Origin of the sequence: Sphingopyxis sp. (assembly GCF_025869345.1) — a bacterium.
Classification (GTDB): domain Bacteria; phylum Pseudomonadota; class Alphaproteobacteria; order Sphingomonadales; family Sphingomonadaceae; genus Sphingopyxis.
The window spans coordinates 1-22,687 of sequence record NZ_JAOZVW010000033.1 but is presented as its reverse complement, the minus strand read 5'-3'; the positions used below and the strand labels follow the sequence as shown (position 1 = coordinate 22,687).

Below are 22,687 nucleotides of genomic sequence, written 5' to 3'. Positions count from 1 at the left end.
TTAAATGGTCCGATTCCCCGAGCGAAGCCGAGGGGCCCGTTCGAGCGCAGCGAGAACTCGCACCATTGCAGCCTCGACTTCGCTCGGCAGGGCCCCTCGGCTTCGCTCGGGGAATCGGATGGCTTTTGTGCGTCATCCCTTAGTTGCGCGCGGCCGGCTTGGCGGGCGGCTTGGCGGGCGGCTTGCCGCCCTGCGCCATGCGCGGCGTCGCCGGGCCGACCCGCCCGATCGTCTGCAGCGCATAATAGAGCTGATAATCCTTGATGCCCTTGGCCTTCAGCTCCTCGGCGGTCGCGGTGAAGCGCGGATCGTCCTTCTCGTCCTTTTCGAGCAGGCTGTTGTCGACCTTCTTTTCGTTGATCAGGTGGCGGCGCAGGTCGCTTTCGCGGAAGCGCGGGCGGTCCTTGTAATCGGGGTCCGAAAGCTGCGGCACGCGAATGTCGGGCTCGATCCCGCCTTCCTGCACGCTGCGCCCCGACGGGGTGTAATAGCGCGCGGTGGTGAGGCGGAGCGCGGTGGTGTCGGTCAGCGGCAGCACCGTCTGCACCGATCCCTTGCCGAAGCTGCGCTCGCCCATGATCACCGCGCGATGCTGATCCTGCAGCGCCCCCGCGACGATTTCGGAGGCCGAGGCGGAGCCCGCATCGATCAGCACGATCACCGGCGCGCCGCCGGCGAGGTCGCCGGGCTCGGCGAAATAGCGTTCGATATCGCTCTTCTTGCGCCCGCGCTGCGAGACGATCTCGCCGCGGTCGAGGAAGATGTCGCTGACCCCGACCGCTTCGTCGAGCAACCCGCCGGGGTTCGAGCGCAGGTCGAGCACCCAGCCGCGCGGTTTATGGCCGAGCGATTTCTCGACCGAGATCATCGCGGCCTTGAGGTCGCGGGTCGCGTCGGCGGAGAAGCTGGCGATGGTCAGCACGCCGACATCGTCCTTCGCTTCCCATTTGACCGGCTTCACGTCGATGATCTCGCGCGTCAGCGTCATCTCGATCGGCTTGTCCTGGCCTTCGCGCACGACGGTGATCTCGATCTGGGTGCCGGGACGCCCGCGCATCTGCTCGACCGCTTCGTCGAGCGTCATCCCGAAAATCAACTGCTTGTTGATGTGGGTGATATAGTCGCCCGCCTTGACCCCGGCGCGGTCGGCGGGGGTGTCGGCGGTCGGCGCGATCACCTTGACCACGCCGTCCTCCATCGTGACCGACAGGCCCAGCCCGCCATATTCGCCGTCGGTCTGGGTGCGCAGGTTCGAATAGTCGCGCGCATCGAGATAGCCCGAATGCGGGTCGAGGCTGGCGAGCATCCCGTTGATCGCGCCTTCGATCAGCTTGTCGTCGCTGACCGGCTCGACATAGTTGGATTTGACCTCGAGAAAGACGTCCATGAAGCGGGCGATTTCCTGCTGCGTCGAGGCGTCGACGGTCGCCATCGCCCCGGTCGCGAGCGGGACGAGCGCGAGGGTCGAAAGCGCCGCGGCGCCCTGCCACAGCGCGAAGCGGCGCCGGGAAGAGGAGGCAGTCTGGGTCGATTCGGTCATGGTCATCTTTCAATCGCGCAGGCGTGAACCTGCCTTATAATCCCCGGCGCGCCATCGTCCTACGGAATTTTGGGAGCGTCAAGCGCGAGTTCCGGGACAGCAATGACGCGGATTCATCGCACGACACGGCGGCTGGATAATAATCTTCGTCATTGCGAGCGCAGCGAAGCAATCCAGGGCGGTTTACGCGAGCTCTGGATTGCTTCGCTACGCTCGCAATGACACAATCCCTTTCACCCCAGCATCCGGGCGACGTCCACCGGGCGGCCGGCGCGGCGCAATTCGACGGTGATCCGGCTGTCGTCGGACCCGGCGCGGCCGATCGGCGCCCCGGCGTCCAGCGTGTCGCCGACCCCCGCCGACAACGCGATCATCCCGGTGACCAGCGAAATCCAGCCGCCGCCATGGTCGATGATGATGATCTTGCCGTAACCGCGATAATCGCCCGCGAAGCTCACGCGTCCCGGCGCGGGCGCGACGACCTGCCCGCCGGGGCGCGCCGCGATGGTGATCCCGCGCGAGCGCACGCCGCTGTCGTTGACCTCGCCCAGCCCCGCGACGATGCGTCCGACGACCGGCAGGCGATAGACGCCGCGCGCAAGCTCGGCCTCGGCCGGTGCGGGCGGCGCGGCCTGCAGGACCGGGCTCGCCGGATCGCGCGGGCGCGGAATCGGTCCCGCGAGCTGCGCCAGTTCGCCGCGCACCGCGCCGTCGGTTTCGAGCGCATCCATCAGCTCGACGATGTCGCGCGCCTTCTCGCCGAGCCCGAGCGCGCGGTCGGCCTCGAGCTGGGCGCTGCTCATCAGCTCGCGCGAGCGCAGGCGGCCTTCATTTTCGAGCCGGGTCAGCGCGTCGCGGCGCTGGGCGAGTTCGGTCTTGCTTGCGGCGAGTGCCTGCAACGCGATTCCCTGCTGCTGCCGCGCGGTGCGCAGTTCGGCGAGCTCGCGCCGCACCCCGGCGGTCCGCCGTTGGATCACCGGCATGGCGGCGTCGATGACGGCGCGCGCGTGGACCATGTCGGTCAGCGATCCGGGCTGGGCAAGAACGCTCACCGGTGGCTGGCGGCTGAGCTGCTGCAACGCGGCGGTGAGTTCGAGCAAAGGCTGCCGCTGCTCGGCGAGCCGTGCCTCCTGCCCTTTCAGCCGCCGCGTCACCAGCGCGACGCGCGCCTCGCCGGCGTTGATGTCGGCCTCGGCCGACTGGATGCGCGCGGCGAGCGCTGCGCTGCGCTTTTTCAGCCGCTCGGCCTCGTCGTGCGCGGCGGTCGCCTGCGCCTCGAGCGCGGCGCTGCGCGTCATCGCGTCGGCCGATTGCCGCTTGGCGGTCAGGAGCTGCTGGCGTTCGCGCTCGGCGATCGCCTGAGGGTCGAAGACGTCGCTTTGCGCGGTGGCCATGACGGCCGCCAATGCCAGGAACACGGCGGCTAAGACCATGGAATACCGGCCGCGAACCCATCCCTCCTCTTCAGAGGAGGGGCAGCGAGACTTGCGGACTTGTCCGCTAGTCGCAGCGGGGTGGTGTCCTGAACCGGCGTGCACCACCCCAACCCCTCCTCTGAAGAGGAGGGGCTCAAGTTGTGCGGTTCGCCGCCTCATTGCCGCCCCTCGCGGTGATAGGGGTGCCCCGCGATGATGCTGGTCGCGCGCCATAGTTGCTCGGCGAGCATCGCGCGCGCCATCAGGTGCGGCCAGGTCGCGCGGCCGAAGGCGATGACCCGGTCGGCGCCCTCGCGCTCGGCAGGCGTGAATCCGTCGGCGGCGCCGAGGCAGAAGCGCGCCTCGCGCACCCCGCCGTCGCGCCATGTCTCCAGCAGTTTGGCGAATTCGAGCGACGAAAGCTGTTCGCCGCCCTCGTCGAGCAATAGGGTGCGGCTGTTGCCGGCCGCGGCGGGAACGCGCCCGCCGGTGTCGGGAAGCTCCGAAATCTTCTGCGCCCAGGTCACGCGCTTCATATAGCGCTCGACCAGCTCGGCCTCGGGGCCCCGCCCGATGCGCCCGCGCGCGATGATGTGCAGCAACATGACGCCTCGCCTACGTTAGCGAGGCAAAGGCGTCAATTTACCGCGGCAACCGGCGGGGCGTCTCCGAACGACCACATGCGTTCGAGGTTGTAGAAGCTGCGAACCTCGGGGCGAAACAGGTGGACGATGACGTCGCCGGCGTCGATCAGCACCCAGTCGGCGTTGGGAAGGCCTTCGACGCGGACGAGGCGGCCCGCTTCCTGCTTGATGCGCTGCGCCAGCTTGTCGGCGATCGCCGAGACGTGACGCGTCGACCGGCCGCTCGCGATCACCATATGGTCGGCGATGCTGCTCTTGCCGGCAAGCGGGATGGAGATGGTTTCCTGGGCCTGATCCTCATCCAGCTGGTGGAGGATCAGCGCGTGGAGGGCTTCCACGCTGTCGTCCGAAGACTTGGGGGCGGTTGCGGCGCCGGGCGCGGCATCCTTACTGGCGGCTATCAAGCGGTTTCATTCCTTTCATCCATGGCCAGGCGCAAATGCGTCACAGGGTCGCGCGGGGGGCGCGGCCTGCATAGCGTTCGAACCAGCGGGGGTCGGCCTGCCGTAGGGCGGTTGCGGATCGCACATCGGGCGAAAAACGCAGGAACACGAGGGCAGGCGGTCTCCAGTCCGTCCAGTGACGTTTCTGGTCCGCGGGCCGGACAAAGCGCCGCAGCCAACCCATCGCCTGTGCAGCGTGGGTGCGGCCATTATAGCCCGGACGCGCGATCACCGCAATCGGCATCAATCGTGCGATCCCCCGCCAGTCGCGCCATTGGGGCAATTGGGCCAGATTATCGGCCCCCATGATCCAGATGAAGCGGCGGCCCGGATAGCGCCGCACCAGCTTTTTCAGCGTATCGACGGTATAGCGCGTGCCGAGTTCGGCCTCGATCGCGGTCGCGCGGATCGGCGAGCGCCGCGCCATCCGCTGCGCCGAGGCGAGCCGGGCGGGAAGCGGCGCCATGCCCTTCGCGGGTTTCAGCGGATTGCCCGGCGAGACGAGCCACCACAGTTCGTCGAGCCCGAGCGCCTCGATCGCGTTGAGACTGATCGCCCGGTGCCCGCCATGCGCGGGATTGAAGCTGCCGCCGAGGAGGCCGGTGGTGATCATGTCGCTGGGTGCCAGTCCTCACGATAGTGGCGCACGCGGAGGATGCGAATTGCGCCCCTTTCAGGCCGATAGATCAGCAAAAAGGGACTCTCGGAAACGTGCCACTTCCGATAGGCGGTGCCATCGACCTTCGGTCCGGCATGGGGATTCGCCTGGAGGAATTTGGCCGCTGCAACTGCATTGCGTGCGGCGCGATTGGCAAAATCGAGATCCAGTTCACTATAGTGAAGATCGATGCGCGCGAGGTCGGCCCGAGCGCTCGGGGCCCAGACGATGCCGGGTTTCACGATCAGCTTGCTTCTTTCCCGGCCCGTTTGGAAATACGCTCCTCAAGCCACGCTTCCATTTCGTCCTGAGTATGGAAATCGCCATTTTCGATTTCGTCTTCGCCAATTTTGACGAATTCCAGAAATTCGGTTTCGCGCTTCACATATTCGCGAACCGCCTGTGCCACCAACCATGACCGCGATCGGTCAAGCTCTTCGGCCAGTCGATCCAGATCTTTCAGTGTTGTCTCGTCAACGCGAGCCGAGATAGGTGATGTCGTGTTCATAAAAGGTTCGTATCATTTGTATACAAATGATTCAAGGCCGCACCTGCCCCGTCCCCCGCACCAGCCATTTATAGGTGGTCAGTCCTTCGAGCGCGACCGGCCCCCTTGCGTGCAGCCGCCCCGTCGCGATGCCGATTTCTGCCCCCAGCCCGAATTCGCCGCCGTCGGCGAACTGGGTCGAGGCGTTGTGCATGACGATCGCGCTGTCGACCTCCGACAGGAAGCGTTCGGCGGTGGCGCGGCTCTCGGTGACGATCGCGTCGGTGTGGCGGCTCGAATGCGCGTCGATATGCGCGAGCGCGCCCGCGAGGCCGTCGACCAGGGCGATCGAGACGATCGCGTCGAGATATTCGCTATCCCAGTCGCCCGCCGATGCGGGCTCGACATGCGGGCTGAGCGCCGCGACGTCCCTGTCGCCGCGCACCTCGCAACCAGCCGCGATCAGCGCGTCGACGATGGCGAGCGGCGCGGAATAAGCGCGGTCGATCAGGATCGTCTCGGTCGCGCCGCAGATGCCGGTGCGGCGCATCTTGGCGTTGACCGCCAGCGGCAGCGCCTTCGCCGGATCGGCGGCGCCGTCGATATAGAGATGGTTGATCCCGTCGAGATGCGCGAGCACGGGCACGCGCGCCTCGTCCTGCACGCGCGCGACGAGGCCCTTGCCGCCGCGCGGGATGATGATGTCGACCAGTCCCTGCGCGCGCAGCAGCGCACCGACCGCGGCGCGGTCCTGCGTGGGCACGAGTTGCACCGCGTCGGCGGGCAGGCCGCTTGCCGCGAGCCCGGCGGCGAGCGCGGCGTGGATCGCGCGGTTGCTGTGTACCGCCTCGCTGCCGCCGCGCAGGATCACCGCATTGCCCGACATCAGGCCGAGCGCGGCGGCATCGGCGGTGACGTTCGGACGGCTTTCGTAGATGATGCCGACGACGCCGAGCGGCACGCGAACGCGGCTGAGTTCCATGCCGTTCGGACGCACCGCGCGGTCGATCTCGCGCCCGACCGGATCGGGGAGCGCCGCGACGGCATCGACCGCATCGGCGATCGCGCTCAGCCGGTCCTCGTCGAGCCGCAGCCGGTCGAGCATCGCCGCGGTCAGCCCGCCGGCCTGCCCGGCTTCCATGTCGCGGGCGTTGGCGTCCAGGATTTTCGCTGCCTGCGCGCGAAGCTGTGTCGCGCCCGCGTGCAGCGCCGCCGCCTTCTCGGCGGTGCTCGCGACCGCGAGCCGCTTCGCCGCGGCGCGCGCGCGCGCGCCCATGCCGGCGATCAGCGCGTCGGCGTCGGCGGGACGCGGCGGAGTAAGGGTTTCGGCGTTCATGGCGCGGCCAGTATCACGTTTCGCCTGACTCCCGAAAGCCCCGTTGCGCGGACGGCGATGCCCCACTAGGCAGGGGCGCATGAGCGGGGACATCGAAAGCATCGGGGCGGCGATCACGGCGGGGCTGGCGGGTTCGGCGGTCGAGCCGAGGCACGGCGGCGCCGGCGGGCGCGGCGGCGGACGCTGTCTCAATTGCGGGACGAGCCTCGTCGGGTCGCATTGCCACCGCTGCGGGCAGAAGGCCGATATCCATCGCAGCTTCGGCGCGATCGGGCACGATCTCGTCCACGCGATCTTTCATTTCGAGGGCAAATTGTGGAACACGCTGCCGCTGCTCGCGTGGCGGCCCGGCGACCTTACGCGCCGCTATATCCACGGCGAGCGTGCGCGCTTCATCTCGCCGCTGGCGCTGTTCCTCTTCGCGGTGTTCCTGACCTATGCGGTGCTCGCGATGGTCGGCGCGGGCGGCGGTCTCGGCCAGGAGCTGAACAAGGCGGCCGCCGAACAGACGCGCGCGGCGGCGATCAAGGACAGTATGCAGGACGAGGTCGACCGGATCGACATCGAACTGGCGAAAAAGGATTTGCCCGCGGCGCGGCGTAGCGAATTGCAGGCGGAACGCGACACGCTCCAGAAAAGCGCCGGCTATCTGGGCGTCGCGCGCAGCCGGAGCAAGGCCGAACGCGACGCCGAGCGCGCGCTGGGGCCGCCGGTGCTGAGCGATCCGACCGACCAGATCGAAACGAGCGCCGCATTCATCGCGCGCAACAAGAGCGATACCGGCATCGCCTTCATCGATCACGGCATGGAAAAGGCGCTCGCGAACCCGGCGCTGATTCTCTACAAGGTGCAGGCGAACGCCTATAAATTCGCGTGGGCGCTGATCCCGCTGTCGCTGCCCTTTATGTGGCTGCTCTATCCGTTCAGCCGGCGCTTTCACACCTACGACCATTTCGTTTTCGTAACCTATTCGATCAGCTTCATGCTGCTGATGTTCGTGGCCGTGCGCTTGCTCAACCTGACGATCTTCGGCGAGCTCGCGACCTTTGCCGCGCTATTCTATGTGCCGTTCCACATGTATCGCCAGCTTCGCGGCGCCTATCGCTCGTCGCGGATCGGGGCGCTGGCGCGAACGAGCCTGCTGCTGCTCTTCAGCCTGTTCGCGGTGATCATGTTCATGCTGCTGCTGCTCGCGCTCGGCGCCGCCGGCTGACGAGGCGTTGTAACGCGGATCGGGCAAAGGCCCGGCAAAGGGAGACATACGATGCACCAGCTCTGGGGCGAAATCGACCGGCGCCTGCTCATCAAGCTCGGCACCGCCGGGCTCGCCGCGATGGCGCTGCCGGGCGCGGCGCGGGCGATGGCGGCGCAGGGCTTTACCCATGGCGTCGCGAGCGGCGAGCCCGGCGCGAACAGCATCCTGCTGTGGACGCGCTATGCTGCGCCGTCGGACACGCGGCTGACGGTCGAGCTGTCCGAGACGCCCGATTTCGCGGCGGTCGCGGGCGGGGGCAGCGTCACCGCCGAAGGCGAGCGCGATCATACCGCGAAGATCACCGTCGATGGACTCGCGCCGGGCCGCTGGTATTTTTACCGCTTCGTCGCGCCCGACGGCACCGCGTCGCCGACCGGCCGCACCCGCACCCTGCCGCAGGGGCCGGCGAGCGCCTTCACGCTCGCGCTCTTCTCCTGCGCCAACATGCCGTTCGGCTGGTTCAACGCCTATGGCCACGCCGCGGCGCGCGGCGACATCGACCTCGTGGCGCATGTCGGCGATTATTTCTACGAATATCGGGCGGGCGACTATCCCTCGGCGAAGGAGGCGGTGCCGGGGCGGCTGGTCCAGCCGTCGCAGGAACTTGTGGCGCTCGCCGACTATCGCCTCCGCTATGCGGCTTATCGCGCCGATCCCGACCTGCAGCGGCTGCACCAGCTTTTCCCGATGATCGCCCAGTGGGACGACCATGAATTTGCCAACGATACATGGAAGGGCGGGGCGGAGAATCACAATGCGGGCGAGGGAAGCTGGGAAGATCGCAAGGCGGCCGCCGAGCGCGCCCACACCGAATGGATGCCCGTCGCCGAGACCCGCTGGCGCGACTATCAGGTCGGCGACCTCGCGACGATCTTCCTTCCCGAAACGCGCGTCACCGCGCGCGACGAGCCGTTCGATCTCGGCGCGCTGCTGGAAGGAAAAGGCGACGTCGCGGCGACGCTCAAGACCTTCGCCGAAACCACCTATCGCGACCCGCAGCGCCAGTTGATGGGCGCCGAACAGGAAAAATGGCTGTTCGACGGCTTCGTGCAGTCGGTGAAGGCGGGAACGCGCTGGCAGGTCTGCGCACAGCAGATCGTCATGGGGCCGCTGTTCACCCCGCCCGAATCGCAGGGCTGGTTCGGTCCCGATCAGCCCGATTTCGTGAAGCGCCGCGTCGAGGTGGCGCAGCTCGCCGCGAAGGCCGGACTGCCGCTCAACATGGACGGCTGGGACGGCTATCCCGCCGCGCGCGACCGCCTGCTCGCCGCCGCGCAAAGCGCCGATGCCGATCTCGTCACCCTGTCGGGCGACAGCCACAATGCCTGGGCGTTCGACCTGGCGCACGACGGCCGGCCGGCGGGGATCGAGGTCGCCGGGCAGAGCGTCACCTCGCCGGGCTTCGAGGCCTATACCCCCGGCATATCGGACGAAACGCGCGTTTCCGCCTTGCGCGCCTCATCGCCGCAGCTTCGCTGGGCCAACACGTGCGATCGCGGTTACGTGACCATCGCGCTGACCCCCGACCGGGTGACCGCCGACTGGCACAGCGTCGCGCCGGTGCGCACGCATGATCTCAAACTGACAGGCTCGCACCGCATGACCGCGACGCGCGGGCGGCGGACTTATGACACAGTCTGACGCGAGCGCTTGACTAACCCATAACTATGTGGTTATGAGAAATCCATAGCCACGGAGTTATGGATTATGACCGCATCCCCCGACCTTCTGTTCAGGGCGCTCGCCGACCCGACCCGGCGCGGCTTGTTCGAGCGGCTCTGCCTCGACGGCGAGCAGACCGTCGCCGCGCTGACCAACGGCGCCGGAATCTCGCAGCCCGCGGTGTCGAAGCATCTCGGCATACTCAGGCAGGCCGGGCTCGTGCGCGATCGCCACGAGGGGCGGCAGACGCATTACAGCGCGCAGCAGCGCGCGCTGGCGCCGCTGGTCGACTGGACCGGCCGCATGACCCGCTTCTGGGAAGCGCGGTTCGACGATCTCGAAGATTTGCTGAAAAGGATGGATCAATGAACGCATCGCCCGACGTCCGCACGGTCACCGTTGAACGCCAGATTCCGCACCCGCCCGAGAAGATATGGCGCGCGCTCACCGAGCCGCACCTGATCGAGGAATGGCTGATGAAGAATGATTTCGGCCTCGATCCCGGCCACCGCTTCCGGCTTCGCGGCGACTGGGGGCAGGTCGACTGCGAAATCCTCGACGTCGATCCGGGGCGGACGCTGTCCTATAGCTGGAATCACCCGCACGCCGATCCCGCTTTCGACCTCGAAAGCGTCGTCACCTTCACGCTCGAACCTGCGGGCGCGGGGACGCTGCTCCGCATCGAGCAGACCGGATTCCGCCCCGAGCAGAAGCAGGCGTTCGGCGGCGCGCAGGGCGGCTGGCGCCTTCATCTGGAAAATCTGGAAAAAACCGTCGCGGCGCTCGATGGGGCGCGGGCCTAAGGAGATTATGATGACCTGGATTCGGCCGTTCCACCGCTGGACGTCGATCGTCTTCACCGTGATCGTCGCCGGCATCTTCGCGACGCTCGGCATCGGCAGGCAGCCGGCGCAATGGGTCTATTACCTCCCGCTCGCGCCGCTGTTCCTGCTGACCGTGACCGGCCTCTACCTGTTTTTCCGCCCCTATTTCATGGCGCGGCGGGCGAAGGCCGGGGCGCCTCAGCCATAGGGCGGGCTTTCCTCGAACTCGTCGAACCAGGGATAGTCGTTCGCGACGCTGGCGGTGAAATTGGGGGCGCGCTTTTCGAGGAAACTCGTCACGCCCTCGACGGCGTCGGGGCTGCGGCCGCGTGAGAAGATCACGCGGCTGTCCCAGCGGTGCGCGCTCATCGGGTGCGGGGCGCCCATCATGCGCCAGAGCATGTGGCGGGTCAGCGCAACCGAGACGGGGGCGCTGTGCTCGGTCATCTCGCGCGCCTTGGCGATCGCGGCGTCGATCAGCGCGCCCGGCGCGTGGACCGACTGGACAAGGCCCTTTTCCTGCGCTTCGGCGGCCGAAATCAGGCGCCCTGAATAGCAGAGGTCGACCGCGTTCGCGATGCCGACGAGGCGCGGCAGGAACCAGCTCGACGCGGCTTCGGGCACGATGCCGCGGCGCGCGAAGACGAAGCCGTAGCGCGCGGTCTCGCTCGCGAGGCGCGCGTCCATCGGCAGCGTCATCGTCGCGCCTATCCCGACCGCGGCGCCGTTGATCGCGCCGAGCACCGGCTTCTTCGCCGCGAAGATGCGCATCGATACGCGCCCGCCGCCGTCGCGCACCAGCGGGTGCGACCAGTCGATCGTCCCGTCCGGCGCGACCGGGCTCGCGGGGGTGCCTTCGGGAAGCTGGCGCTGCTTGTCGGCGCGCTTGTCGTAATCGAAGGTGTCGCCGCCCGACCCCAGGTCGGCGCCCGCGCAATAGGCCTTGTCGCCATGGCCGGTGAAGATCACCGCGCGCACCGCGTCGTCGGCATCGCATTCATCGAGCGCGGCGATGATCTCGGCCATCATGTCGGCGGTGAAGGCGTTCATCCGCTCGGGCCGGTAGAGGGTCAGGATGGCGATGCCGTCCTGCTTGTCGAGGCGAATCTCGTTGTAGCTCATGTCTCTCTCCTTGGGGATCGCGGCATGGTTGCAAGCAGGAAGGGCGAAGGCAAGCTCTAGTTTACGTAAACGTAAGTGGGTGAGGGATGCGGCGCGGTCCGATACCCGGATTCGTCGCCCCCGCGCAGGCGGGGGCCGCTGTCGGCCTTATTCTTCAGCGCCGCGTAAACCTCCAGCGGCCCCCGCCTTCGCGGGGGCGACGTGACGGGTGACGCGCCCGCGCTTTGCCGCTATAGGCGCCGCATCGCCCCGGCGGCGCGCCTCTCGCCTGAGTCGCTTTCGCCGGGTTCTTCTTTTGGTTCCGACAGAAAGTCCGCGCGCCATGGCCCGTCGCCGCCAGATCTACGAAGGCAAAGCCAAGATCCTTTACGAAGGCCCCGAACCGGGCACGCTGATCCAGTATTTCAAGGACGACGCGACCGCCTTCAACGCGCAGAAACGCGGGACGATCAACGGCAAGGGCGTGCTCAACAACCGGATTTCGGAGCATGTCTTCACCTTGCTCGGCAATATCGGCGTGCCGCATCATTTCATCCGCCGCCTCAACATGCGCGAGCAGCTCATCCGCCAGGTCGAGATCGTGCCGATCGAGGTGATCGTGCGCAACGTCGCCGCGGGCACGCTGTCGAAGCGGCTCGGGATCGAGGAGGGGACGCCGCTTCCGCGCACCCTGATCGAATATTGCTACAAGGACGACGCACTCGGCGATCCGCTGGTGGCCGAGGAGCATATCGCCTGCTTCAACTGGTGCAGCCAGGACGAACTTCACGATATCCAGGACCTGGCGATCCGCATCAACGACTTCATGTCGGGCATGTTCGCGGGCGTCGGCATCCGCCTCGTCGACTTCAAGCTCGAATTCGGGCGGCTCTATGAGGGCGACTACAGCCGTATTATCCTGGCCGACGAAATCAGCCCCGACGGCTGCCGCCTGTGGGACATGGCGACGAACGAAAAGCTCGACAAGGACCGCTTCCGCCGCGATCTTGGCGGCGAGGTCGAGGCCTATCAGGAGGTCGCGCGCCGGCTCGGTCTGCTGCCCGAGGGCGGCGACAACGCCGTGCTCGACCTCGAAAGCCATCGCAAGAAGAAGAGCTGAAACGGTGGCGCCAGGGCGCTGAGATTTACATCTGCATCATCTCGACACGAACGGGACGGTGGGTCGGATTAAAGGCTCGACGCTCTAGCCATCCTTAAGGCTTGATTTACCACAGCTTGCTACCCCCGCCGCATGACGGGGGTCTCTCATTGGTTTGGCACGCGGGTGTTCCCGCCGGTTCCGGATGATATCCGGGACGATCTGGCGCTTTTGCGCGCGCATCGCATCGAGACGCTGACCCCGATGCTGTTCCTGATGCTGGCGGCGACGACGCCGACCGCCATCTATGCCGGGATCGCCGCCGTCCATCCGGTCATTCGTATCGGCTTTCCCGTCATCCTCGCGTGCGTCTGCCTGCTCGGCTTCGCCACGCTGATGAAGAATCGCGGCCGCCGCATGAGCCCGCGCCGGGCGCGGCGCGTCCGCATCGAGGCGACGTGGCTGTCGGCGGTGATGGGGGCGATGTGCAGCGTCTGGACGGTGGTCAACTGGCTTGCCGCCGCGCCCGAGAACCACAGCTATTATGCGATGATCATGGCGATGGGGTCGCTCGCGACCGCCTATTGCCTGTCGCCGATCCGTTTCGCCGCGCTGATCAACATCGCCATCGGGCTGGTGCCCGTCGCGGGGCTGATGCTGACCTCGGGGCATGCCGCCGAAGTGGGCGCTGGGACGAGCCTGATCGTCGCGACGATCTTTCTGATCCGCATGATCGTTCAGCAGCACGGCCAGCTCGTCGATCTGCTGATGCTCCAGCGCCAGATGCGCGAGCTCGCGCACAGCGATCCGCTGACCGCGCTGCCCAATCGCCGGGCCTTCGACCTCCGCCTCGCCGAGGAGATCGGACGCGCGCGCGAGGGGCGGCCCTTCGCGATCGCGCTGCTCGACCTTGACGGTTTCAAGCCGGTGAACGACCGGCACGGCCATGCGGTGGGTGATCAGCTCCTCTGCGAAATCGCGGTGCGGCTGCGCCGCGCCTGCGGCAAGGACGCAATGGTCGCGCGTCAGGGCGGCGACGAGTTCGCGATCCTGGTCCCCGCGGGATCGCCGCTGCTCGAAACCGCGCTCGCCGACCATATTCTCGCGGCGCTCGCCGCGCCCTGCCAGATCGAGGGGCATGTGATTCGCGTCGGCGCGAGCGTCGGCGTCGCCGCCTGGCCCGAAAACGGACCGACGAGCCGCGACCTGTTCGAGGTCGCCGACCGCGCGCTTTATGCCGCCAAGGCGATTGATCGAAGCGGCAAGTCGTCCGTCGAAAGCGTGTCGCGCCGCGCCTAGGCCGCGCTTGACCCGCCGCGCGGGCGCGGTCACACCGGCGGCATGATCCTGCTCCTGCTCCGGCGCGCATCGCTCGCGCTGTCGCCCCTCGTCCTCCTCGCCGCTGGCCCCGCGCCCGTCCTTGCCAAACCGGCGCCCGCGCCCGCCGCGGCGACGGTCAATCCGCAAACCGCCGCCGCCAAGGCCTGGAACTTCGCCGCAAGCGACATCGCGGTCGATCCCAACATCGTCTTCGGCGTGCTGCCGAACGGGATGAAATATGCGCTGCTGAAGAACAGCACGCCCAAGGACAGCGTCCTCGTCCGCCTGCGCTTCGACGTCGGCAGCTTCGCCGAAGCCGACGACCAGCGCGGGCTCGCCCACTTCCTCGAACATATGGTCTTCAACGGATCGACCCATGTGCCCGAAGGCGAGATGGTCAAGCTGCTCGAGCGCAAGGGCCTCGCCTTCGGTGCCGACACCAATGCGGTCACCGGCTTCGACCAGACCGTCTATCAGCTCGATCTGCCCAATGCCTCCGACGATCTGGTCGACACCGGCCTGATGCTGATGCGCGAAACCGCGAGCGAAGTGACGATCGACCCCGCCGCGGTCGACCGCGAGCGCGGCATCATCCTGTCCGAACGCCGCGCGCGCGACAGCTATCAGCTTCGCAGCCTGATCGACCAGCTCGATTTCCAGATGCAGGGGATGAAGGTCGCCAGTCGCATCCCGGTCGGCACCGAAGAGGTGATCAAGACCGCCCCCGCGTCGCGCATCCGTGATATCTATGACCGCTATTACCGCCCCGAGCGCGCGACGCTGGTGATGGTCGGCGATTTCGATCCCGCCGCGATCGAGGCGAAGATCAAGGCGCGCTTTTCGGACTGGAAGGGCCGCGGTCCCGCGGGGGCCGACCCCGACATCGGCGGTATCGACTTCAAGCGGGCCGAGGCGGCGGACGATTTCATCGATCCCGCGATCCAGGATTCGGTGACGATCTCCGCGTTCAAGCCCTGGGTGGACGAGATCGACAGCAAGGCGAAGCGCGCGCGCAAGCTGGCCGAGGATGTCGGCGAGGCGATCCTCAGCCGCCGGCTCGCGAAGATCGCGCTCGACGAGAATTCGCCGATCCTTGCCGGCTATTTCAGCGACAATGACGGCTGGAAGCGCTTCGACCAAGTCAGCGTCGGCGCGGTCGCCAAGGAGGGCGCGTGGAAGGACGCGCTCGCGCTCGTCGAGCAGGAATGGCGCCGCGCGGTCCAATATGGCTTCACCCAGGCCGAGGTCGACGAGCAGATCGCCAACCGCCGCACCGCGCTCAAAAATGCGGTTGCCGGGGTCGATACGCGGCGCAGCGACACGATGGCCGACGTGCTGGTCAAGGCCGCCGACGGCAGCTTCGTCGTCGTCCGCCCCGAAACCACCCAGGCGATGTTCGATGCGGTCGCGCCGACGCTGACCGCCGATGCGGTGACCGCGGCGTTCCGCAAGCGGATGGAGGGGCTCAGCCCGCCGCTGGCGCGCGTCACCGCCAAGGCGCCGATCGCGGGCGGCACCGGCGCGATCCTGGCCGCGCTCGATGCGTCGCAGCAGGTTGCGGTCAGCGCGCCCGCCGCGGCGGCGAGCGCGAAATTCGCCTATGACGATTTCGGCACGCCGGGGACGGTGGTCAGCGACACGCGGATCGACGACCTCGGTATCCGCCGCATCCGTTTCGCCAACAATGTGATGCTCAACATCAAGAAGACCGATTTCCAGAAGGACCGCGTCTATCTGTCGCTGCGCGTCGACGGGGGCAATCTGCTCGCGACGCGCGACGACCCGACCAAGGTCGCGCTGGCGGGCTCGCTGATGGTCGGTGGGCTCGAAGCGCACAGCTTCGACGAACTGCGCACGATCCTCGCCGGCCGGACGGTGAATCCGGCTTTCGGCGCGAGCGACGATGCCTTTGGCGGCAGCGCGCTGACCTCGCCGGAGGATTTCGGATTGCAGGCCGAACTGATGGCGGCCTTCCTGACCCACCCCGGCTATCGCGCCGACGGGCTGGCGCTGATCCGCCGCTATCTGCCGCAGCAATATGCCGCGAACGACGCGACCCCCGCCGCGGTGATCGGCCGCGACGCCGGCGGCATCCTCGCCGGTGACGATCCGCGCGAAGAGACACCGCCGCTCGCCAAGATGATGGCGCTCGACTGGGCGCAGCTCAAGCCCGCGATCGCCGACAGCCTGGCGCATGGCGCGATCGAGATCGGGGTCGTCGGCGACATCGACGAGCAGGCGGCGATCGACGCGATCGCCAAGACCTTCGGCGCGCTCCCCGAACGCCGCGCCGCCTTCGACCCGCACGCCGACGCGCGGGTGCGCCATTTCGCGGCCGACCGCAGCGAGCGCACGCTGATCCACAAGGGCCCCGCCGAGCAGGCCGAAATCCGCGTCTATTGGCCCGCGCGCGACGACAGCGACCTGACCGAGGCGATGCGGCTCAACCTCCTGTCGCGGCTGATGCAGCTCAAGCTGACCGAGGAACTGCGCGAGAAGCTCGGCGAAAGCTATAGCCCCGGCGCGGGGGTCAGCCTGTCGGACGAATATCCGGGCTATGGGCATCTCCTCGCGGCGAGCAATGTCGACTACAAGGATCTGGCGACGACGCGCGCGGCGATCTTTGCCATCGCGAAGGAATTGCGCGATGCGCCGGTCGATGCCGACCTGCTCGACCGCGCGCGCAAGCCGCTGCTCGAAAGCATGACCAAGGCGCGGCGCGAGAACAGCTATTGGCTGCCCTATGTCGCCGAGGCGACCAGCCGCGCCGACCGCCTCGACCGCAGCCGCAACAGCCTCGCGATCGTCGAGGCTGCGACGCCTGCCGAACTGCAGGCGCTGGCGCAGCGCTATCTGCTCGACGACAAGGCGCTGGTGATCAAGGCGGTGAGCGACAAGGCGGGGAAATAGGGTGAGCGATGCAGGCGTCGCTTACAAAGGGTGACGACTGCTATCGACCGGGTAAGCGATATTCGCATTTCATAACTTCGTCATTCCCGCGAAAGCGGGAACCTAGGGTGGGGTCAGCCGATGCACGCTCTGGGTTCCCGCTTTCGCGGGAATGACGAAAGTTGGGTAACGACCGTTCCCCGCTCCAAACCCGACGTCTCCTCCAGACCCTAAACCCGCCCCGGCGCCCTGGCCCGAACGAAATTCTCGAGCGTGGTGAACAGCATCGCGCGCGCGTCGCTGCCCAGCATTTCGGCGGTGAGCGTGTCGAACCGCGCCCGGTCGCCGCGGCCCGCGGCGCCGACCATCGCGGCGAGCAGCGCTTCGTCGAAGCTGACGCGCGGGCAGCAGGGCGGAGCGACTGCGAAGGGATCGGGCCAGATATGGCCGATCGCCTCGACCACCAGGCGATAACGCCGCGCCGCGAGAATATTGCCCCAGCGCCGTTCGAGTTCGGGCATCGGGTCGCGCTCGCTGCGGCGGCAGAGGATGCAATAACGCAGCGCGAGCACGGCCTGCGCGGCATCGACCGGCAGGTCGCGAATGAGCGGCTGTTCGGTGAATTTCCGGATCAGGTCGCTGCTGCCCTGCATGAGGTCTCCCTTGATGGCCTGTGTCCCCCGTCCGCGTCGCGCGGAAAAAGATGCCGGCCGCTTTGGTGCAGCTGAAAGATGCAGCGGCCGGCAGGAGGGGACTGCCCAACCTTGCTATTGAGAATTATTCGCAAATACAAGCGAAAAAAGAGGCGCCCGAAGACGCCTCTGGATATCCCCTGATTTCCGCGGATTTCGTCGCCTCTGCGCAGGCGGAGGTCGGCTCCGTCTTGCTCGGATGCAGCATCAGCTATCGTCTGGAGCTTCGAGTCCTGAATCCCCACCGATTCCCCGAGCGAAGCCGAGGGGCTTGTTCGAGCGGAGCGAGAACCCACACCGCCGCAGCCTCGACTTCGCTCGGGGAATCGGTGGATTCGGCGGTTTGAAAGCCCGGGCTCGCCTTCGCGGGGAGAGGGCGGACTCAGTCCTCGCCGACCGGCTTCGACTGGAGCTGGATGTAATTCTCGATTCCCATGCGCTCGATCAGCTCGAACTGCTTTTCGAGCTCGTCGACATGATGCTCCTCGCTCTCGAGGATGTCGGAGAAGAGGTCGCGGCTGACATAATCGCGAACGCTTTCGCTATGCGCGATCGCGTCGCGGAGCAGCGGGATCGCTTCCTCCTCGACCGCGAGGTCGGCCTTGAGGATTTCCTCGACCGTCTCGCCGACGCGCAGGCGGCCGAGCAACTGGAAATTGGGCAGGCCGCCGAGGAAGAGGATGCGGTCGGCGAGCTTGTCGGCGTGCTTCATCTCGTCGATCGACTCTTCGCGCTCGAAATGCGCGAGGCGCGAAACGCCCCAATTGTCGAGCATGCGATAGTGCAGCCAATACTGGTTGATCGCGGTCAGTTCGTTCTTGAGCGCTTCGTTGAGGAAGTCGATGACCTTTTCGTCGCCCTTCATGGTGTCAGTCCTGTCATTTTTCTGGGTGTGGGAGTGACGGCATTATACCGCCCCATGCCCCCTCAGGCCAAGGGTGAAAATGGCAGAAATCTGCGAAAAATCAGGCGGTCGCGGCGACGTCGCTGATGATATTGCGAGCGAATGACAGGCACTGGCCGCACTTGGGTTTGCGACCCAATTGCGCATAGGCGGCCTTGGCGCACCGCAACTGGCCGTTCTTTGCGACGTCGCGCAAATCGCGTTCCCTTATTGCGTTGCAGACACAGACGACCATGTGCGAATCCTTCTCAACAACTATGATCTAGGGATAGTGCGAGCGATTCGCAACAGGAAAGATGCGATTGGTTCGCAGTCCGAAGAAGCGCATTTTTCGGCGCCGCGGCCCTTGCCCGCAACGTGATTCGCGGGCATAGGCGCGCCCATCCTCCCAAGCCCGCGCGCAAAGGTCCGCTCCCATGAAAGTGCCCGCATGAAGGTGAATGTCTATGTGACGCTGAAGCCCGGGGTGCTCGACCCGCAGGGCAAGGCGATCCACCACGCGCTCGAAGGGCTGGGGTTCGGCGGTGTCGCGGACGTCCGCGCGGGGCGCTTCATCGAACTCGACGTCGCCGACGGCACGAGCGATGCCGACCTCGACGCGATGTGCGCGAAGCTGCTCGCCAACACGGTGATCGAAAACTACCGCATCGAACGCGCCTGAGCGCAAGACAGGAGCCCGCCCCATGAAGACCGCCGTCATCGTCTTTCCTGGCTCCAACTGCGACCGCGACATGGCCGTCGCGCTCGAGACCGTGACCGGCCGCGCGCCCGCGATGGTCTGGCACCGCGAGACCGAACTGCCGGAGGGCACCGACTTCATCGCGCTGCCCGGCGGCTTCTCCTATGGTGATTATCTCCGCTCGGGGGCGATGGCGGCGCGTTCGCCGATCCTGCGCGCGGTTGCCGAGGCGGCGGAGCGCGGCGTGCCCGTGCTCGGCGTGTGCAACGGCTTTCAGGTGCTGACCGAAGCGCAGTTGCTGCCCGGCGCGCTGATGCGCAACGCAGGGCTCAACTTCGTCTGCCGCCCTGTCGCGCTCAAGGTCGAGAACAGCCAGTCGCTGTTCACCGCCGCTTATGGCGCGGGTGAGGAAATCCACATTCCGGTCGCGCACCACGACGGCAATTATTTCGCCGATGCCGCGACGCTCGACCGCATCGAGGGCGAGGGGCGCGTCGCTTTCCGCTACACCGACGGCGTCAACGGCTCGGCGCGCGCGATCGCAGGCGTGCTCAACGATGCGGGCAATGTGCTGGGTATGATGCCGCACCCCGAGCGCGCGATCGACCGCGCGCACGGCGGCACCGACGGACTACGCCTGTTCGAGGCGGCGCTCGGCGTTCTCGCCTGACAGGACGTCCGTGGGTTCTGCCGGGGCTTCCGCCGAGGGCTGAAGCCAGCGCCCGACGATCAGCAGCACCGTCGGCCAGAACGTCGTGTTCCAGATGTCGTGCCAGTGCGCCGCGTCGGGCTGGATCGCCGAATGGCTATATTCCGCGGTCAGGTCGAGCCATTCGCCGCCGCATGCCATAACCAGCACCGCCAGCCAGGCCGCGAACCATCCGCCGCGTCCGCGCCACGCGAGGCGGATCAGCAGGAACAGCGTCATCCCGAAATAGATGTGCAGCGCATCCTTATCGAGGCCGGTGGCTTCGATCACCGACAATTTGCGGGCCTCGAACAGCGAGGCCAGTTCAATCAGGGTCATAGAAAGCATCAAACCTTGGCGCCGAACGGATTGAAATCGGTGCCTTCATCGAACACGTCGACACCCTCGCGCCGCTTCAACGCCCCGACGACCAGATAGGTTGCGGGGGTCAGCGCGGCTTCCCATGCGGTCTTGATGAACCACTGCGACAGCACGACCTCGTAAAGCTGTTCGGGCGGCCAGCCCGCAAGCCCGTAAAAGGCGAGCGGATAGAAAATCAGGCTGTCGAGCCCCTGACCGACGACGGTCGAACCGATGGTGCGCATCCACAGGTGCCGTCCGCCACTCCACATCTTCATCCGCGCGAGGACGTAGCTGTTGGCGAATTCGCCGGCCCAGAAGGCGGTCATCGACGCGATGACGATGCGCCAGCTATTGCCGAAGACGAATTCATAGGCGGCCTGCCCCGGCCATCCCTTGGCGGGCGGCAGCGAAACGACGACCCACGCCATGAACGCCATGAAGGCGAGCGCCGCGAAGCCGGTCCAGATCACCCGCCGCGCGCGGGCATAGCCATAGACCTCGGTCAGCACGTCGCCGATGATGTAGCTGATCGGAAAGAAGAGCACGCCTGCGCCGAACGCCCATTGGGTGCCGTTCGGCAGCGTGACGTAGCTTGGCTTCGATGCGCCGATGATGTTGCTCAAGAGCAGGATCGCGACGAACGCCGCCATCATCAGGTCGTAATAGCGGAAATGCCGGACGGCCGACGCGCTGACGGGCGCAGGCCTTGCGGAAGGGGTGGGAGCTTCGGTCATCGCGCTCGCTGCTTAACGCGCTTTGCGCCCGGCGCAAACCACGCTATTCGCCCCCGGGCACAGCCGTGCCGCGCGCCCGTAGCTCAGCTGGATAGAGCACCCGCCTTCTAAGCGGGTGGTCGCAGGTTCGAATCCTGCCGGGCGCGCCATACTCGAACAAAAGAGAGAACTGCGGGCGACGCCCCCGGCAGCACTCCGGGCCAGCACGGCTTTAGAACCGCTGATGCGGATTTCCCGGGTATCGACGCGCACCTCCTTGAGCAGCAGCCGGGCGTATCCGCGCGGCCCGGATGCGCGAGGGCAACACGGCGCGTTTGCGACTGATCGATGGCGAGGATTTCGTTGAACTGATCTTGCGGCATTATGGCGCGATGTCTCCCCGATATCGGGCGCTGATCCCGCTCAGGCAAATCTTCGCTCCCGACCCTCTCGCGGAATAGACGGCATCGAGGTCGCCGCCGGCGGAATCTACGCTCTTCGATTCATCCGGTCCGGGTAACGAAGAGAAATCGCCCGGACGGTTATTCGGGCGCCTGCTCGGCGCGTTTCAGCTTGCGCGCCTTCTGCTCGTGCCGGACCGCGGCCTCGCGCAGGCGGCGCGCGAGAAAGGGGTCGTCGGACGCATTCGCCTTCAGCCGCGCGACGCGCGCGAGCTGCTCATAATAGATGGAGTCGCGAATCTGGTCCATTCGGGGGCAATTATCACGACCCTGTCACAAAAGACCTAACGCAATTCGGCGCTTTTTCCCGAATCGGGTCAGATTGCGGGGGGATGAAAGCATGATCGAAATTTTCGATCAAAAGGGCCGGTATTTTCACTTTCCGCATTGCAACATATATGGCTAGGGGAGGGCTCCACCAACCAAGGAGCTCTCCCGAATGTCCGTTCTGAACACGACCCTCAAGCCTTTCAACGCTACCGCCTACAAGGACGGCAAGTTCGTCGACATCAGCGACGCCGACGTGAAGGGCAAGTGGGCGGTCTTCTTCTTCTATCCCGCCGATTTCACCTTCGTCTGCCCGACCGAACTCGAAGATCTCGCCGACATCTATCCGCAGCTGCAGAAGATGGGCGTCGAAGTCTATGCCGTGTCGACCGACACGCATTTCTGCCACAAGGCCTGGCACGACACCTCGCCGGCGATCGGCAAGATCAACTATTACATGGTCGGCGACCAGAACCACAACATCTCGAACAATTTCGAGGTTCTTCGCCAGGGCGTCGGCCTTGCCGACCGCGGCACCTTCGTCCTCGACCCGCAGGGCGAAATCCAGCTCCTCGAAATCACGCCCGAGGGCGTGGGCCGCAACGCCGCCGAACTGCTGCGCAAGATCAAGGCGCTGCAATATTGGGTCAGCCACCCGGGCGAAGTCTGCCCCGCGAAGTGGGAAGAGGGCGCCGAAACGCTCGCTCCCTCGCTCGACCTCGTCGGCAAGATCTAAAACATACCATGCCGTGTGTCCCCGCGAAGGCGGGGCACACGGAAATATGACACTCGTCATTGCGACCCCGGCGAAAGCCGGGGGAAGCAATCCAGAGCGGTTTATGCGGACTCTGGATTGCCGCGTCGCTTCGCTCCTCGCAATGACGATCCAAATTTATACAGGAGCTCTCCCCATGCTCGACGCTAATCTGAAGCAGCAGCTTCAAGGTCTCCTCACGAACCTTCGTGACCCGATCGAACTGCTTTCGTCGCTCGACGACAGCCCGAAGTCGGCCGAACTGGCGGACCTCCTCGACCAGATCGCGACGCTGTCGGACAAGGTCAGCGTGCAGCGCACCGACGACGATGCCCGCCGTCCGAGCTTCCTGATTCGCCGCGCCGGCCATCCCGGGATTGCCGTCCGTTTCGCGGGCATTCCGCTCGGCCACGAATTCACTTCGCTCGTCCTCGCGCTGCTGCAGGTCGGGGGGCATCCCCCGAAGGTCGCGCCCGAGGTGCTGGAGCAGGTC

26 protein-coding genes, 1 tRNA gene and 1 pseudogene are annotated in these 22,687 nt (G+C 66.4%); 13 read left to right on the top strand and 15 right to left on the bottom strand.

Annotated features, from left to right (window positions below; all coding sequences use genetic code 11):
- Positions 1 to 139: 139 nt before the first annotated feature.
- The 8 genes from OJI97_RS03960 to OJI97_RS03925 form a co-directional block, all read right to left on the bottom strand.
- Entirely contained in the window at positions 140 to 1,540 is a 1,401-nt protein-coding gene (locus OJI97_RS03960; protein WP_297661421.1) for a S41 family peptidase, read from the bottom strand.
- A 233-nt stretch (positions 1,541 to 1,773) separates the two neighbouring features.
- On the bottom strand, positions 1,774 to 2,934 hold the full coding sequence (locus OJI97_RS03955) for a peptidoglycan DD-metalloendopeptidase family protein (RefSeq protein WP_297661325.1): 1,161 nt from the start codon (positions 2,932 to 2,934) through the stop codon (positions 1,774 to 1,776).
- A gap of 197 nt (positions 2,935 to 3,131) precedes the next feature.
- Positions 3,132 to 3,560, bottom strand: coding sequence for a 23S rRNA (pseudouridine(1915)-N(3))-methyltransferase RlmH (locus tag OJI97_RS03950; RefSeq protein WP_297661323.1), 429 nt, complete (start codon positions 3,558 to 3,560; stop codon positions 3,132 to 3,134).
- A gap of 32 nt (positions 3,561 to 3,592) precedes the next feature.
- Complete coding sequence (rsfS, locus tag OJI97_RS03945; RefSeq protein ID WP_297661321.1) at positions 3,593 to 4,003, bottom strand: ribosome silencing factor; 411 nt, start codon at positions 4,001 to 4,003, stop codon at positions 3,593 to 3,595.
- Positions 4,004 to 4,043: 40 nt separating this feature from the next.
- Complete coding sequence (locus OJI97_RS03940; RefSeq protein WP_297661319.1) at positions 4,044 to 4,655, bottom strand: nicotinate-nucleotide adenylyltransferase; 612 nt, start codon at positions 4,653 to 4,655, stop codon at positions 4,044 to 4,046.
- Positions 4,652 to 4,942 (bottom strand): type II toxin-antitoxin system RelE/ParE family toxin, encoded by a 291-nt coding sequence (locus tag OJI97_RS03935; protein WP_297661317.1) that lies wholly within the window; start codon positions 4,940 to 4,942, stop codon positions 4,652 to 4,654. Before OJI97_RS03935 ends, OJI97_RS03940 begins: the two co-directional genes overlap by 4 nt.
- Positions 4,943 to 4,944: 2 nt before the next feature.
- Positions 4,945 to 5,208 carry a CopG family ribbon-helix-helix protein gene (locus OJI97_RS03930; protein WP_297661315.1) on the bottom strand — a complete coding sequence of 88 codons (264 nt, stop codon included), beginning with the start codon at positions 5,206 to 5,208 and terminating at the stop codon, positions 4,945 to 4,947.
- Positions 5,209 to 5,239: 31 nt separating this feature from the next.
- On the bottom strand, positions 5,240 to 6,523 hold the full coding sequence (locus tag OJI97_RS03925; protein ID WP_297661314.1) for a glutamate-5-semialdehyde dehydrogenase: 1,284 nt from the start codon (positions 6,521 to 6,523) through the stop codon (positions 5,240 to 5,242).
- A gap of 79 nt (positions 6,524 to 6,602) precedes the next feature.
- Between OJI97_RS03925 and OJI97_RS03920 the strand changes: the two genes are divergently transcribed.
- The 5 genes from OJI97_RS03920 (at position 6,603) to OJI97_RS03900 (ending at position 10,472) form a co-directional block, all read left to right on the top strand.
- Positions 6,603 to 7,736 carry a DUF3667 domain-containing protein gene (locus tag OJI97_RS03920; protein WP_297661312.1) on the top strand — a complete coding sequence of 378 codons (1,134 nt, stop codon included), beginning with the start codon at positions 6,603 to 6,605 and terminating at the stop codon, positions 7,734 to 7,736.
- A gap of 51 nt (positions 7,737 to 7,787) precedes the next feature.
- Positions 7,788 to 9,419: an alkaline phosphatase D family protein gene (locus OJI97_RS03915; protein WP_297661310.1), complete on the top strand. Its 1,632-nt coding sequence runs from the start codon at positions 7,788 to 7,790 to the stop codon at positions 9,417 to 9,419.
- A 66-nt stretch (positions 9,420 to 9,485) separates the two neighbouring features.
- Positions 9,486 to 9,809: a helix-turn-helix transcriptional regulator gene (locus OJI97_RS03910; RefSeq protein WP_297661308.1), complete on the top strand. Its 324-nt coding sequence runs from the start codon at positions 9,486 to 9,488 to the stop codon at positions 9,807 to 9,809.
- Complete coding sequence (locus OJI97_RS03905; protein ID WP_297661306.1) at positions 9,806 to 10,243, top strand: SRPBCC domain-containing protein; 438 nt, start codon at positions 9,806 to 9,808, stop codon at positions 10,241 to 10,243. The genes OJI97_RS03910 and OJI97_RS03905 overlap by 4 nt, the downstream gene beginning before the upstream one ends.
- A 10-nt stretch (positions 10,244 to 10,253) precedes the next feature.
- A complete protein-coding gene (locus OJI97_RS03900; protein ID WP_297661304.1) occupies positions 10,254 to 10,472 on the top strand; it encodes a hypothetical protein in 219 nt (72 codons plus the stop codon).
- Here OJI97_RS03900 and OJI97_RS03895 read toward each other — a convergent pair.
- On the bottom strand, positions 10,463 to 11,386 hold the full coding sequence (locus tag OJI97_RS03895; protein ID WP_297661302.1) for a crotonase/enoyl-CoA hydratase family protein: 924 nt from the start codon (positions 11,384 to 11,386) through the stop codon (positions 10,463 to 10,465). The two genes, OJI97_RS03900 and OJI97_RS03895, sit on opposite strands and share 10 nt — an antisense overlap.
- Before the next feature lie 322 nt (positions 11,387 to 11,708).
- On the opposite strand from OJI97_RS03895, the gene purC reads away from it, so the two are divergent.
- The 3 genes from purC (at position 11,709) to OJI97_RS03880 (ending at position 16,694) form a co-directional block, all read left to right on the top strand.
- Entirely contained in the window at positions 11,709 to 12,485 is a 777-nt protein-coding gene (gene purC, locus OJI97_RS03890; protein ID WP_297661300.1) for a phosphoribosylaminoimidazolesuccinocarboxamide synthase, read from the top strand.
- Positions 12,486 to 12,617: 132 nt separating this feature from the next.
- Entirely contained in the window at positions 12,618 to 13,763 is a 1,146-nt protein-coding gene (locus tag OJI97_RS03885) for a diguanylate cyclase (RefSeq protein ID WP_297661298.1), read from the top strand.
- Between the two features lie 42 nt (positions 13,764 to 13,805).
- A complete protein-coding gene (locus tag OJI97_RS03880) occupies positions 13,806 to 16,694 on the top strand; it encodes a pitrilysin family protein (RefSeq protein WP_297661296.1) in 2,889 nt (962 codons plus the stop codon).
- Between the two features lie 209 nt (positions 16,695 to 16,903).
- Here the strand turns inward: OJI97_RS03880 and OJI97_RS03875 are convergent, their stop codons facing one another.
- The 3 genes from OJI97_RS03875 to OJI97_RS03865 form a co-directional block, all read right to left on the bottom strand.
- Complete coding sequence (locus OJI97_RS03875; protein WP_297661294.1) at positions 16,904 to 17,326, bottom strand: addiction module antidote protein; 423 nt, start codon at positions 17,324 to 17,326, stop codon at positions 16,904 to 16,906.
- Positions 17,327 to 17,747: 421 nt separating this feature from the next.
- Positions 17,748 to 18,230, bottom strand: a complete 483-nt coding sequence (bfr, locus tag OJI97_RS03870) for a bacterioferritin (protein ID WP_257544487.1) — start codon at positions 18,228 to 18,230, stop codon at positions 17,748 to 17,750.
- A 100-nt stretch (positions 18,231 to 18,330) separates the two neighbouring features.
- Complete coding sequence (locus OJI97_RS03865) at positions 18,331 to 18,504, bottom strand: (2Fe-2S)-binding protein (protein WP_095387519.1); 174 nt, start codon at positions 18,502 to 18,504, stop codon at positions 18,331 to 18,333.
- A 195-nt stretch (positions 18,505 to 18,699) separates the two neighbouring features.
- Here OJI97_RS03865 and purS point away from each other — a divergent pair, with 195 nt between their 5' ends.
- Entirely contained in the window at positions 18,700 to 18,930 is a 231-nt protein-coding gene (purS, locus tag OJI97_RS03860; RefSeq protein WP_058812514.1) for a phosphoribosylformylglycinamidine synthase subunit PurS, read from the top strand.
- Between the two features lie 22 nt (positions 18,931 to 18,952).
- The gene (gene purQ / locus OJI97_RS03855; protein WP_297661286.1) at positions 18,953 to 19,618 is read left to right on the top strand and encodes a phosphoribosylformylglycinamidine synthase subunit PurQ; all 666 of its coding nucleotides are present in this window, start codon (positions 18,953 to 18,955) and stop codon (positions 19,616 to 19,618) included.
- Here purQ and OJI97_RS03850 read toward each other — a convergent pair.
- Positions 19,580 to 19,975, bottom strand: coding sequence for a hypothetical protein (locus OJI97_RS03850; protein WP_297661284.1), 396 nt, complete (start codon positions 19,973 to 19,975; stop codon positions 19,580 to 19,582). The genes purQ and OJI97_RS03850 overlap by 39 nt on opposite strands.
- Positions 19,976 to 19,983: 8 nt before the next feature.
- Positions 19,984 to 20,733 (bottom strand): queuosine precursor transporter, encoded by a 750-nt coding sequence (locus tag OJI97_RS03845; protein WP_297661282.1) that lies wholly within the window; start codon positions 20,731 to 20,733, stop codon positions 19,984 to 19,986.
- A gap of 72 nt (positions 20,734 to 20,805) precedes the next feature.
- On the opposite strand from OJI97_RS03845, the gene OJI97_RS03840 reads away from it, so the two are divergent.
- A tRNA-Arg gene (locus OJI97_RS03840) sits at positions 20,806 to 20,882 on the top strand.
- Positions 20,883 to 21,254: 372 nt separating this feature from the next.
- Here the strand turns inward: OJI97_RS03840 and OJI97_RS03835 are convergent.
- A complete protein-coding gene (locus OJI97_RS03835) occupies positions 21,255 to 21,422 on the bottom strand; it encodes a hypothetical protein (protein WP_257544470.1) in 168 nt (55 codons plus the stop codon).
- A gap of 190 nt (positions 21,423 to 21,612) precedes the next feature.
- On the opposite strand from OJI97_RS03835, the gene ahpC reads away from it, so the two are divergent.
- Both ahpC and OJI97_RS03825 read left to right on the top strand, forming a co-directional pair.
- A complete protein-coding gene (gene ahpC, locus OJI97_RS03830) occupies positions 21,613 to 22,176 on the top strand; it encodes an alkyl hydroperoxide reductase subunit C (protein ID WP_297661279.1) in 564 nt (187 codons plus the stop codon).
- Positions 22,177 to 22,351: 175 nt separating this feature from the next.
- A pseudogene (locus OJI97_RS03825) lies at positions 22,352 to 22,687 on the top strand (alkyl hydroperoxide reductase subunit F); the annotation flags it as partial.